The organism is Pseudomonas fluorescens (assembly GCF_040448305.1).
GTDB classification, from domain to species: Bacteria; Pseudomonadota; Gammaproteobacteria; order Pseudomonadales; family Pseudomonadaceae; genus Aquipseudomonas; species Aquipseudomonas fluorescens_BH.
Genome location: NZ_CP148752.1, coordinates 3,831,322 through 3,844,196 on the forward strand (window position 1 = coordinate 3,831,322; position 12,875 = coordinate 3,844,196).

At 57.6% G+C, this 12,875-nt stretch carries 11 protein-coding genes and 1 pseudogene; 11 read left to right on the top strand and 1 reads right to left on the bottom strand.

All coding sequences use genetic code 11. The features are described from left to right. Positions 1 to 188: 188 nt before the first annotated feature. Complete coding sequence (locus WHX55_RS17410; protein WP_150755814.1) at positions 189 to 392, bottom strand: hypothetical protein; 204 nt, start codon at positions 390 to 392, stop codon at positions 189 to 191. Between the two features lie 187 nt (positions 393 to 579). Here WHX55_RS17410 and WHX55_RS17415 point away from each other — a divergent pair, with 187 nt between their 5' ends. The 11 genes and pseudogenes from WHX55_RS17415 to WHX55_RS17465 all read left to right on the top strand — a co-directional run bounded on the left by WHX55_RS17415 (position 580) and on the right by WHX55_RS17465 (position 12,841). Next, positions 580 to 768: a DUF4406 domain-containing protein gene (locus WHX55_RS17415; RefSeq protein WP_353740896.1), complete on the top strand. Its 189-nt coding sequence runs from the start codon at positions 580 to 582 to the stop codon at positions 766 to 768. A gap of 57 nt (positions 769 to 825) precedes the next feature. After that, positions 826 to 1,182, top strand: coding sequence for a hypothetical protein (locus tag WHX55_RS17420; RefSeq protein WP_151213765.1), 357 nt, complete (start codon positions 826 to 828; stop codon positions 1,180 to 1,182). A gap of 764 nt (positions 1,183 to 1,946) precedes the next feature. Further along, entirely contained in the window at positions 1,947 to 2,189 is a 243-nt protein-coding gene (locus tag WHX55_RS17425) for a DUF4224 domain-containing protein (RefSeq protein ID WP_150756586.1), read from the top strand. A 1-nt stretch (position 2,190) separates the two neighbouring features. Further along, positions 2,191 to 3,240 carry a tyrosine-type recombinase/integrase gene (locus WHX55_RS17430; RefSeq protein WP_150756587.1) on the top strand — a complete coding sequence of 350 codons (1,050 nt, stop codon included), beginning with the start codon at positions 2,191 to 2,193 and terminating at the stop codon, positions 3,238 to 3,240. A 674-nt stretch (positions 3,241 to 3,914) separates the two neighbouring features. Further along, the gene (locus WHX55_RS17435) at positions 3,915 to 7,235 is read left to right on the top strand and encodes a multicopper oxidase domain-containing protein (protein ID WP_353743061.1); all 3,321 of its coding nucleotides are present in this window, start codon (positions 3,915 to 3,917) and stop codon (positions 7,233 to 7,235) included. A gap of 302 nt (positions 7,236 to 7,537) precedes the next feature. Then, complete coding sequence (locus tag WHX55_RS17440; RefSeq protein ID WP_150723586.1) at positions 7,538 to 8,098, top strand: lipid-binding SYLF domain-containing protein; 561 nt, start codon at positions 7,538 to 7,540, stop codon at positions 8,096 to 8,098. Between the two features lie 225 nt (positions 8,099 to 8,323). After that, the gene (gltS, locus tag WHX55_RS17445) at positions 8,324 to 9,538 is read left to right on the top strand and encodes a sodium/glutamate symporter (RefSeq protein WP_353740897.1); all 1,215 of its coding nucleotides are present in this window, start codon (positions 8,324 to 8,326) and stop codon (positions 9,536 to 9,538) included. A gap of 167 nt (positions 9,539 to 9,705) precedes the next feature. Further along, the gene (locus WHX55_RS17450) at positions 9,706 to 10,005 is read left to right on the top strand and encodes a hypothetical protein (protein WP_150756590.1); all 300 of its coding nucleotides are present in this window, start codon (positions 9,706 to 9,708) and stop codon (positions 10,003 to 10,005) included. A 160-nt stretch (positions 10,006 to 10,165) separates the two neighbouring features. Beyond that, positions 10,166 to 11,905, top strand: coding sequence for a dipeptidase (locus WHX55_RS17455; RefSeq protein ID WP_353740898.1), 1,740 nt, complete (start codon positions 10,166 to 10,168; stop codon positions 11,903 to 11,905). Between the two features lie 308 nt (positions 11,906 to 12,213). After that, positions 12,214 to 12,309 (top strand): annotated as a pseudogene (locus WHX55_RS17460) (flavodoxin); the annotation flags it as partial. 40 nt (positions 12,310 to 12,349) lie between these two features. Beyond that, positions 12,350 to 12,841 carry a cupin domain-containing protein gene (locus tag WHX55_RS17465; RefSeq protein ID WP_353740899.1) on the top strand — a complete coding sequence of 164 codons (492 nt, stop codon included), beginning with the start codon at positions 12,350 to 12,352 and terminating at the stop codon, positions 12,839 to 12,841. Positions 12,842 to 12,875: the final 34 nt, after the last annotated feature.

Sequence of the window (12,875 nt, forward strand, 5' to 3'; positions counted from 1 at the left end):
ATGGCAGGAGACTGTATCAACGCTCCTGATCACCCTTGCAACCGTGCCTGCCGAAGAGTCCGCCCGCTTTGCGAGCATGTCGCAACCTGAAATCGTCGTTAAGGAAAAGTGGTCGCGACAGTTTGAAGAGTCTGCCAAGACCGGTGTCGAAATCTGACGGTCTAGTTATTGCACTGGTGCAGTGCCCACTACTTGACTTGATCATATGCATCAATCATCACTTTAATGGCGTTTGATACATGCGGATGTTCAACCCAGCGGTATGAAGCATCTCCAAGTAAGCCGGCTGTCGCGTTGTCAATCAGGCTTTTTACATCAAGCCCGCTGTCGATGGCCGCTCCAATAATTGCTACAAGCGCCTGCTCAAGTGCAATTTCGCGATCACTGACCATTCCAACTCCTTGAACCGACCCCATGCCGGCCTGAAAGATTAATAGCTCACCCACAATAAAAGTACCACCCCCTGTCGCATCCGGTCACGGAGGGCGGCGCTGGTACCACGGTGGTAGTCGCCATGCAGGAGGTCGCAGGTCGGTGCCGTGCGAACTCAACCCGGGCTGCGGAACCTGGAACGATTGCATGCGCCGCGACATCGCAGCCCTGATGAACTGCGACACCTTGGCAACGCTCCCTGGCTGGGAGCATTCGAAAGGTGCAGGACTGGAAGTGCTGATCGCCGGCTGCCTCAGCATGACGGTTGTGAAGGCCCATGATCTGGTATCGATGGAGACCATCAACCTCACCTTTTGTCGCAAGTCGATTGACTGACAGGGACCTTTGGAGCCCAGTAATCAGCTGGCTAAACCTGATCAGAAGAGAAACACCATGTCGAAGATAACGGTGATATCCGGTGACTTTCTGGCCGGTGATGCTGAATTTCAATCTGGACTGTTCATTTTAAAATCCGCAGTAAAACCTTCTCTTGAAATAAAGATACCCATTTCAAAACTAGAGACTTTAGAAACAGCAACCGAGGAAATAGTTAATAAGAAAGGGAGCGCTATTCGATGGAGTCTGGCTGGAGCATTGCTTTTAGGTCCGGTTGGACTAGTTGCGGGCTGGTGGCTATGTGATAAAGAAAAGGAAATAACTTTCTACGCAAAATTCAAAGATGGCCGCAGCCTTCTTGCCACAACTGATATCAACACTTACTCCAAACTCTCTGCCTCTCCCCACAAGTAACACCACTTTCCCCTTCAAAGTCAGCCGCTATAGCGGCAAGGACGAAGTCATACCTGAAGAAATCGTTTTGATCCAGCCAGCCCCTGTCGTCCACGATAAGAATGGCAAGCCCCGGCATAGGACGCCCCATGCCCACAGAAAACCAAACCTGTCGCGCCGACATAGGATGAGCGCACGACGGTGATGAAGCGGGTCATCACCGCCATGCAGCATGCACTTCGCCAGATCGAAGCAAGAACTTCTATCTAATCTGAAGTTACCGACTTTCTAGAACGATTCCGCAGGCTGGTAGATCTCTCTTCTGCATCCCGATGTAGTAAGGAAACGTTGTAATCGTAGGTCGATATCAATGGCACAGGCTCCTCATTCCGGGACATATCAAGCCATCGCCTTGTGCGTTCGATGTCGAAGGATTTCTTCTTGAACTTCATCTTCGCAACAAGGTTCGCTGAAACTCTGAAGTGTCCACAACCAGCTGAGCATTTGATCTCTGACCAGTCTCCAGGCGCTTGAACAATCCTGGCGGCAGCCTGACAGATTAAGCACTTCATATTCGATCTCCATATCAGTGACCCATCAATTGTAGCCGATCACCGGCGAAGGACATCCCCATGCCCACAGAAAACCGATTCACCCAGTTTCACCCGGACCCGCAAGACGCTGATTAGCTTCAGCGCAACTGCCGCCGACTTGGCGCCTTCAACAAACGAACTGCCACCTCCACTCACCCACCTTCTGCCGCCCCCCGCGGCATGGAGCATCACATGGAATCCGAAATTCTTTCGGACGAAGAACTGGCGATTATCACCGGCTACAAGGCCAGGGCTTCCCAGCGACGCTGGCTGATCGACCACCAATGGGTCTTCATCGAAAGCCGAGGCAAGCGCCCGTTGGTTGGTCGGCACTATGTCCGCATGAAGTTGGGCATGGTGTCACCTACCGCTCTCAACCCGCCCTCCACTCCCGCGGCGCCAGCATGGACGCCAGACTTCTCACGAGTGAACTGATATGCGCCCCCGCAATGCCGAAACACGCAACTTACCGCCAAGGATGTATCAGTGGACACGTCCCCGGAAAAGCGGAAAAACCTGGATTGCTTACTACTACTTGGATATGTCGGGAAAGGCGATACCGCTAGGCAAAGACTTGGACAAGGCCAGGGTCAAATGGGCTGAACTCGAAGCCAAGGAGGCGCCTCTTGATCTTCGAACCATGAAAGGCATCTTTGATAGGTATATTCGCGATATTGTCCCCAAAAAAGCAGCACGCACCCAGAAGGACAACCTGTCAGAGATTAAGCAACTGCGACCAATGTTCGACAGCGCACCTATCGATGCCATAACACCTGCAGCAATTGCCGGTTACAGGGATGCACGCTCGGCAAAAGTGCGGGCAAATCGCGAAATCGCCACCCTCTCCCACGTATTCAACATGGCACGAGAATGGGGTCTAACCACAAAGGAAAACCCGTGCCAAGGAGTCCGTAAAAACAAGGAAACCCCGCGCGATTACTACGCAAACGATGCGGTCTGGAAGGCGGTGTACCAGAAGGCAGGTCAAGAGCTGAAAGATGCCATGGACCTGGCTTACCTGACCGGTCAACGGCCAGCGGACGTATTAGTAATGCGCAAGGATGACATCGAGGGAGGATTCCTGATGGTTCAGCAAAACAAAACCAGTAAAAAACTTCGAATACAGACTACCACTGATGGATCTGCAAACAGCCTGGGCTTGCTGATCGCCCAGATCGCCAAGCGTAATGCGCAGCATCTGTCGAGTTATCTGATAGTTAGTCAAAGAGGAAAACGGATGACCGCTACCATGCTGCGTAAGCGATGGGATGAGGCAAGAGAGAAGGCGAAGCAGGCGGCACTTGATAATAGTGACAAGCAATTAGCGAGCCGGATCGCAGAGTTTCAATTCCGAGACATCCGACCTAAAGCAGCATCAGAGATCACGGATATTGGTGAGGCCAGCTTGCTGCTAGGACATACCAAAGGCGACATTACCGAGCGCGTTTACCGTCGTGTCGGCGCCATTGCTAAGCCCTCAAAATAGCCCAAAAAGTGTTACAAAACCCGAATACCACCCCTTGTAAAACGCGGCCTGTAGAGGTGGCAAAAAAAATTCGTATTAGAACGAAAAGGAGCTGCACACCGCAGAATAAAGGGACTTGCATATCGGACTTGAAAACCGTCGACTGTAACAGGTCCATGAGTTCGAATCCCATCGCCTCCGCCATCTTTATACAACAAAGCCCTGATTATTCAGGGCTTTGTCGTTTCTGGGGTTTGGTAAAAAGCCCCAGCCCACACTTCAGCCTACACCCTGGATGGAGTCCTGCTTTTCGAGCAGCGGCCAGTTTTTCGAATGGTCTCTTTGTCCCTACCAAAAACGGTCGGTGAAACAGCCGCTACTCTCTCCATAAATGGGGCACTACACCCACTCAACCGGGCAATTGCCACCTAAGTTGAGGAATATTCCCCACTCCCCCCCTACCCCAACCTGTAACATTCAGAAACAAATTGCTAATTAATTTGAACTTTTTCTTCCCGCCATGGTAGTGGCTCATTAGTTGCACCACCCCTTGATACCCGCAACAGCTGTCGTCCCGGACATCATGGAGACGGCGGGGCTTGCCAGCTTCGGCATGACGCAAGGGGTGAAAAATGAAACGCGCGACACTACCATGCAGCTCCATCGCCTTGCTGCGCAGGTCACTGCCCTATGCGATGCTTCTTACCCTAACCACCGTCAATGCCGTACCGCTGGATGATTTCGGCCCGCCACCACCGACGGACCCCTCGGCGTTTAGCAACCCGCCGGCCGATCTCGATGCCGCGGCGGATGCCTTACGGGCCATGCCACCCGTCAACCAGGGCGCCATCGCCCTGCCCAATGGCGTTTTTGGCACCCGCACCACGCCAACGGCCGACAACGTGCTGCCGCCAGCCCTGCAGACATCCTTCAAAATCCCCACCAATGGCAAGCCCAGCCCCTTGTTCGGGGCCCAGCCGTACACTCAGCAACTGCTGCTGTTCGAAGAATTCGGCACGGAAAAACTCGACCCGACACTGCCGGCACCGCCTCTGACCTTCCCGGTTCCGCTCGTCGGCCCGGCGCCCACGCAGGACCCGAACAACATCGCCCGCAGCGGCCCTTCGCCCACGGCGCTGGTAGCCTTCATGCGCCAGCCGGGGCTGTTCCCGTTTCCGTCGCAATTTTCCAACGTGCTGGACCGCAACCCGTGGAAAGCGCAGGTCGAAGCCTTCCTCAACCGCCATCCGGTCGGCTCGCCGGCCGAAGGTCGTCCACCAGGAAAAGGCTGGTCGCATCAGCGCTGGAACGAGTTTTACCCACAGGTCGGCTTCAAAACCGCTCAAGCGGGCGCCCAGCTCAACAGCGGCATGCGCGACCGCCGACAGTTGCACAACTACGCCGTCGGTGAGTTCGGGCCTGGCGGGCTCTACAACCAGACCTCAAACACCCCGGTCATTGCGGGCACCACCAAAGGCATAAATGTTCGTTTTCACCCCAACATGCCGATTCAGAACCACAAGGCGCTCTGGACCTTCGACGGCACCTTTCCGCCAAAATTGTTGATGGTGCGTTACGGTCAAGCCGCGCTGATGCGCCACTACAACGCCCTGCCGATCGATCCGTCGGCCAACATGGGATTTGGCCTGCACACCCTCACCACCCACGAACACAACGGCCATTCTCCGGCCGAAAGCGATGGCTTTTCCGGTGCGTTTTTCTTTCCGGGACAGTACTACGACTATCGCTGGCCGATACAACTGGCCGGTTACGACACCATCAACACCAGCGCTCAGGATCCGCGTGCAGCGTTCCCCTGCGCCCCGGGCGAAACCCTGTTCGTCAACGATGCCACTCCGGGCCTGAAGACGTGCAACAACGGCAGCATCAAGATCCGTGGCGACTGGCGCGAAACCATGAGCACCCACTGGTTCCATGACCACATGGTCGATTTCACCGCGCAGAACGTCTACAAGGGCAACGCGGTGATGATGAATTACTACAGCGCCCTGGATCGCGGTAACGAAGCCTTAGAAGACGGCGTCAACCTGCGCCTGCCCAGCGGTTCGGCATTGCCCTGGGGCAACCGCGACTACGATGTGAACCTGATGATTGCCGACAAGGCCTGGGATCAGAACGGCCAGCTGTGGTTCAACCCGTTCAACACCGATGGTTTTCTCGGCGATCAGGTCCTGGTCAATTGGCAGTACCAGCCGCGCCTGAATGTGCGGGCGCGCAGCTATCGCTTCCGCATCCTCAATGGCTCGGTGTCGCGCTACTTCAGGTTCGCGCTGGTGCGTGAAGTCGCCGGTACCGGCGGCGAATTCCCCGGCCCGGCCGGTTCCGGCCTGTCCTATAGCCGCGTGCCGTTCCACTTGATCGCCAACGACGGCAACCTTATGGAATATGCCGTGCCGTTCGACGGCAGCATGGACCTGGAAGGTAACGGCGACATGCAGAACCACAACGCCATCCTGCCCACCATGGGCATTGCCGAGCGTTACGACATCATCGTCAACTTCGCGAAAAACGGGATCAACCCCGGCGACAAGCTGTACTTCGTCAACCTGATGGAGCACCAGAACGGCAAGGGGCCGGAGGCCACACTGCTGAGTCTGGCCGATGTCCTGTCCGGGAAGTACAAGGCGGTGCTCAAACTGGGCAGCAAAGGGCTGGAATGGGACGCCGGCGACCCGGCGGTGGGCAAGTTCATGCAGATGGTGGTCCAGCCTTATGCTGGCCAGGACGTGAGCATGAACCCCGCCGACTACGAACCCGCCAAGCCGGGCAAGCCGGTGGGTCAAAGCATGATCCCGCTGACCCTCAACCGTGACGACCCGACGGTGCAGGCCAAACTGAAACTGGCGCGCCATCGCGAGTTCATCTTCGGCCGCTCCGACGGCACCGACGAAGAACCCTGGACCATCAAGACTGACGGCGGTTTAGGCTACCAGATGGACCCTCGAATCATCAGTGCCGCTCCGCAACTGGCCAATGGCCCGACCGCTGCCGGGTTCTCCGGCGACGGCACCCTGGAAGTGTGGAATATCAGGAACGGCGGCAACGGCTGGAACCACCCGGTGCATGTGCACTTCGAAGAAGGGATCATCCTCCACCGCGACGGCAAGGCACCACCGGAATGGGAAAAATGGGCACGCAAGGACGTCTATCGCATCGGCGAGGGCATCGACAGCTCAGTGGATGTGGAAATGGCGATCCGCTTCCGGGAATTCGCCGGGACCTACATGGAGCACTGCCACAACACCCAGCACGAGGACACCTCCATGCTGCTGCGCTGGGATGTCGAGAACCCCGGCCAGTTCCAGTTGATGCCAACGCCCCTGCCTGGCTGGGACGGCGTCACCTACGTCAACTCTGCCGCGCTGCCGACCTTCCGCACTGGCGATACCCGTGTCGAGGACGTCGATAACCAAAAACCGATCGCCAACCCCGACAGCGCCATCAGTAACACCGGCCAACCGGTGACCATCAACGTGCTGGCCAACGACAGCGACCCCGACGGTAACGTGCCACTTAAAGTGGTGGGTCTGGAGCAACCGGACTCCGGCAAGGGCGTGGTCAGCACCGATGGTCTGCGCGTGACCTACACACCACCGGCCACGGTCCCCGCGCCGTTCACCGCGACCTTTACCTATAAGGCCGCCGATGCCAAGGACGCGGAGTCGGCACCGGCGACGGTGTCCGTGGCGGTCTCGGCAGCGATCAACGAGAGCCTGATCGTCACCAGCGCTACCGTGACCGCCCGCAGCAACAGCCGCTACTATTGGGTCCTGTCAGGCACCACCTCGCGTGGCACGGGCAATACCATCACGGCGACGGCCACCACCACAACCGGTACGGTAAACCTTGGCGCCGCTACCCTGACGCTGACGCCTACAGGCGCACGCTGGAATATAGCGGTGACGACCGCTGGCAGTGGCCCGTCGCCGAGCCCGACGGCGACCATCAAATCGGCCTTCGGCAAAACCGTGACGGTGCCGATAAAGGCGAACTGAGTACAGCCAGGCTTTAGCAATGAGGGCTTCATTGAGCCCTCTTGCTACAAGCCCTCCCCCCACTTCAGCCCAGCCCCTGGATAAACCCCGCGCAACAGAAAACCATCGGCCAGAAGCAGTAGTGACAACGAACCCGTCCATTACGCAACGGTCATAACAGCTGAAGGCAGCGCAAATTCACGAGCGATGCCTGCAATTCACACATTTCAGGGTGCGCCGGATAACCTCAGTGGGTTCGGTTCCTGCATGACACAGGCACTTGCCGCTGCGCTCATCCCATGCTCCCTCAGCGGAGTACGCAAATGACTCAATCAATGCGCTTCTTCCTCTCGTTCTTCCTCGCGATTGCAACACTGGCATCGGCTGGTTTCCTGAACAATGCCGCAGCGGCCACCGCCGAGGATCTGAATGCCGACGCTCGACAAGCGTTGCAGACGCTCTACAAGACCAATCCATTCTCCGAAACCATCTCGCACCAAGCCAAGGCTGTGCTGGTCTTCCCGAACATCATCAAGGCGGGACTTGTGTTCGGCGGTAGCTATGGCGAAGGCGTTTTAATGAAGGGCACGAAAGTCGAGAACTACTACAACTCCGTCAGCGGCTCATGGGGGCTGCAGGCTGGCGCCCAGTCGTACGGCTATGTGGTTTTCCTGATGACCGATAAAGCCGTGGACTATGTCGCCAAAACCAAGGGCTGGGAAATCGGTGTAGGGCCAACAGTTGTGTTTGTGGATGAAGGGGTTGCGAAGAACCTGTCCAGCTCGACGCTGAAAGACGACGCCTACGCATTCATCTTCGACCAGCAAGGATTAATGGCGGGGGTCAGTATCGAGGGAACGAAGATTTCTCTGATCAAGCGCTGAAGTCACCGTCTGACTGGCCATCGGGAGCGAGATGGCAGCCTGTGCCAACCCGGATGGGTTTTCCCGCTTAGGCTAGGCTGTCCTCACTCCTGGCGCACAGACGCACCTGATGATTGGGAAGCCATCTGGATGAGCAAGGCTGTTTCGACCGTTCATTGATTCAGGTCTAAACATTGAATGAGCGAATCCTGATAATGATTTTCCAGTTTTTTAGGTAGGCCTTAAATGACTTCACAGCTCTTCCAGGTTCACGGCCTCGTGAGTTTTACCCTCGCCATCCTCCTGCTTTTTCTCGGCAAGACCCTCGTCCAGCACAACACCTTTCTGCGCCAATACTGTATCCCCGAATCGGTAGTTGGCGGCTTCGTCTGTGCGGCGGTGACGTCCTTGCTGTACTTCGGCCTGAATATCCAGATCGAGTTCGATCTGCAAGTTCGCGACACCCTGCTGCTCTATTTCTTTGCCGGCATTGGCTTGAAATCGGACATGCGCCAACTGCTCAAGGGTGGGCGCCCGCTGCTGATCCTGCTGTTACTCGCCGCTGTGTTCATTCTGCTGCAGAACTCGCTGGGCATGGGTGTGGCCCAGGCGTTTGGGCTTGATCCCAAGGCGGGCTTGATGGTGGGCTCCATTTCCCTCACCGGTGGAGTGGGCACCACACTGGCCTGGGCACCGCTCTTCGTCGAAAAGCTGGGCATCAGTAACGCCCATGAACTGGGCATCGCCAGCAATACCGTCGGCCTGATTGCCGCTTGCGTCATCGGCGGCCCTATCGCCAACCAGCTGATTCGCCGTTATCAACTGACGCCGTCCAGGGATGCGGAACTGGAAGTCGGCATTCTCGAGCAACAACCGGGCAAGGCGCTGGACTATTACGACGTGCTCTGGGCCTGGATGTGGCTCAATCTGACCCTGATGCTCGGCTATGGACTCAACCTGCTGCTGGTCGATGCCGGCATCACCCTGCCCAAGTTTGTCAGCTGCCTGTTCGCGGGCATCGTCATCCACCACCTCGTTCTGGCCTTTGTCGGTGATCAACGACTGAAAACCTGGAGCGGCGCCAGCCTGGGCCTGTCGCTGATCTCCGATATCTGCCTGGGCATGTTCTTGACCATGGCCCTGATGGGGCTTCAGCTATGGCAGCTCAGCGGCGCGTTGATGTTCATTCTGTGTGCATTGACCCTGCAAATCCTGCTGACGGTCGCCTATACGTATTTCGTGGTCTTCCGCTTTATGGGACGCAATTACGAAGCCAGCGTGATTGCTTCCGGATTCGGCGGGATTGCCCTCGGTTCCACGGCGACAGCCATCGTCAACATGTCGACCGTGACGCAAAAATACGGCGCAGCGCACCAGGCCTTCCTGATCGTGCCGCTGGTGTGTGGCTTTTTCATTGACCTGGTCAATGCCGTGATCATCAGCATGTTCAGTGGTCTATAGCGACCTCACCTCGACTCTCGGACGGCCAGACAGACTGAAGAAAGGAAAGCAGACGAAAGGAGCAGCAGGATCGGTGCCGCAAGGATAGGCTCAGAGAAAGAGTGTGCCCCAGCCCTGATCCGGCCAGGTACGATCTCAAATGCGCCTCTTGCTATAGGGGAACCGGGATGACGGGACACACTGCGCGCCAATGCTCATCATGGATCCTGCTATCCCTGCTCGCCGTCAATCTGGCGCTGATAGCCGGCTGTTCAGGCAAAGCCACCACGGCTCGCTATTCAGCCCCCAGCACCGGCTCGACCTGCTATGCAAAAGCCCTCCCCACTGTCGGCGAAGGCGGCCTCGCCTGGGCCGACACCTTGGAAATGGCTCGGCAGAAATCCCTGAGTAATTGCATACGTTATGCCGGCCGATCCGGTGGTACGCCAGATACCTGCAAAGTGGTGATGGCGGAATGTAAGCATTGATAGAGCGGTTTTTCATTTCTGCGTCGCTTTTGCCTTTCTGTGCGACAGATCCCACTTCAGGGGCTCCCGTTTCACACGCTCGCGGTGTTAGTTTTGAAAGGTTTCTGATCAACCGATCAGATATTTCTTACAAACCGCCTGCAAAGGAATGCCCCCAGCAATGGATTTTTCCCTCAAGCACCTGGCTGCGACCACCCTGATGCTCGCCAGCCTTTCGTCGTTCACCACCGCTGCCCACGCCAACATCACTCCGCAACAGAGCGCAATCATCCTCAAGACCTTCAGCGATGCATCGGTCAAGGATTTCAGACAGTTCCTGGGAAGCCTGGCCAAGAGCGATATCGCCAAGACCGACGACCTCGGCCCAGCCATTCGCGCCTTCCTCGACAACAAGACGCTTTCCGCTGAACAGCAAAACGAAATCCATCGTTTGCTTGGCCTCTATGCCCGGGTGAAATACGGCAGCGCGGCCACCGAAACCTTGAAGGAACTGGTGGCCATTCCTACCGTGAACGTGGACGGCGTGGCCCAGCACGACAACCCCGAATTCCTCAAGATTGCCGAGAAGATCAAGGGCCTGGCCCAGGCGTTCAACCTGAACTTTCGCAACATCGACAACCGCGTCTACGAGATCTCCCTGGAAGGCAGCGGCGATGAAGTCGTGGGCATCCACGCCCATGCCGATGTGGTGCCGGTGACGCCGGAAAACTGGGTGCTGCAGGATGGCACCCGCCTCGACCCGTTCAAGGTCACCCTGATCGGCGATCGCATGTATGGCCGCGGCACCGAGGATGACAAGAACGGCATCGTGGTAGCGCTCTACGCCATGAAGATCATCAAGGAAGAGCAGCTGCCGCTGGCCCGCAACTTCAAACTGCTGGTCGACACCACCGAAGAGACCACGGGCGACGCCATCCCCTACTACTTCGAACGCAACCCCACACCCAACTACAACCTGGCGCTGGATGGCGGCTACCCGGTGGTGATCGCCGAGAAAGGCTACGGCACGGTCATGGCCAGCTTCGCCAAGCGCGCCGCGCAAGGCAAGGGCGCAGAAATCACCTCGATGACCGGCGGCCTGGCCACCAACCAGATTCCGTCGACATCGGTTGCGACCCTGGTGACCGACAAGCCCGCCGAACTGGCCGCCAGCCTGCAAAAGGCCGGCACCGAATATGCCAAGCGCAATGGCGGCAATTTCGAGGTGGCTGCCAAGGTCGACGGCAAGGACGTCAAACTGACGGTCACCGGTGTGTCCGCCCACTCCTCCGAGCCCGAGTCCGGCGTCAACCCGGTGGCCAGGATGCTCGACTTCATCAATAGCCTCGACGGCAAGGTCGCGCTCAAGCACAACCAGATCACGGACGCCGCCCGCTACACCGCCGACAACTGGGGGCTGGACTACCTGGGTGGCAAGTTGGGGGTCGGTTTTGCCGATGAGTTCATGGGCCCGCTGACCACTTCCCTGACCTATGTCGGGATGGATGACAAAGCCTTCAAGCTCGCGGTCAACCTGCGCGTACCGAAGGGCAAATCCCCGGAAGTGCTCAAGTCCGAAATCGCCGCAAAGCTGGACGCCTGGAGCAAGAAGACCCGGATCGCACCGGCCTTCGACCTGTCGATTGCCGAACCGATGTACCGCAACCCCGAGGGTGAATGGGTCAAGGCCCTGCTCGCGGTGGCCAGCGAAAACCTCGGCATGGAACACAAATTCGGCACCTCCGCCGGCGCCACCTCCGTGCATGAACTGCCCAACGGCGTGCAATTCGGCCTGGCCATGCCGGACGTCAAATACACCGGTCACAACGACAACGAGTTCAAGACCACCGAGCAGTTCCTGCTGGACTTGCAGATCGTGACCGAGATGATGGGCCGCATCGGGCAATTGCCGAAACTTTGATCCCCCTTCGGACCCGCCGCCCTGGCGGGTCCATTGCTTTCACTTCCACTCCCAAATCACATGCCGGCCCCTGTAGGAGCGAGCCTGATCGCGAAAAACCAGAGGACGCCGCGGTAAGTCTGGTTTCCCGCGTCATCGTTGGTCTCCATCGCGAGCAAGCTCGCTCCTACACAGATTGATGAACAAACCTCATGAACCCTTGCCGATTTACCCGTCTAGTGCTCATCCGTTAGCTCGCTTACTGTTTCCCCAGCGGTCCTGTACCCAGCCGATACCACTGACGTGCAGCCTGACCATCAAAAGCGGGAGTTTGGGGTGAAACCACGCCTCCCGTTGTGCGCTCGTTCCTGACGGCCCACGACCTCAGCGGGAAAACCATCATCCCCTTCAACACCCACGGCGGCTGCCTCTAAGTTGGCTAACCCGCCTTTAGGAGCAACATTGATGAATCCCTTGATCGCCCCATTGGTGGCCTTATCCCTCATGGCTGGAGAAACCAGCGCCCAGGCCTCCAACGAGATCCGCATCACCCACGCAGGCTCCCAGCCCTCCGTCAAGGGCGCCGCAGAAAACTTCACGGGCACGGTTCGGGTTGATGGCCTGTTCAAGGGTGATTCCCCTGCCCGCATCGGCGGCGGCACCGTGACCTTCGAACCCGCCGCCCGCACGGCCTGGCATACCCATCCGCTGGGGCAAACGCTGATCGTCACCGCCGGGGTCGGCTATGTGCAGCAAGAGGGCGGCCCACGTCAGGAAATCCGTCCGGGCGACATTGTCTGGATCCCGCCGCAAACACGTCACTGGCATGGCGCGACGGCCACCAACGGAATGACTCATATCGCCATCGCCGAAGCCGAGGACGGAAAGGCTGTCACCTGGGCGGAAAAAGTTTCGGATGCACAGTACGAAGGTCAATCGCCCGCGCAGGGCATGTAGCTGTTTGTTGTAGATCAAACCTCACTCGAACACC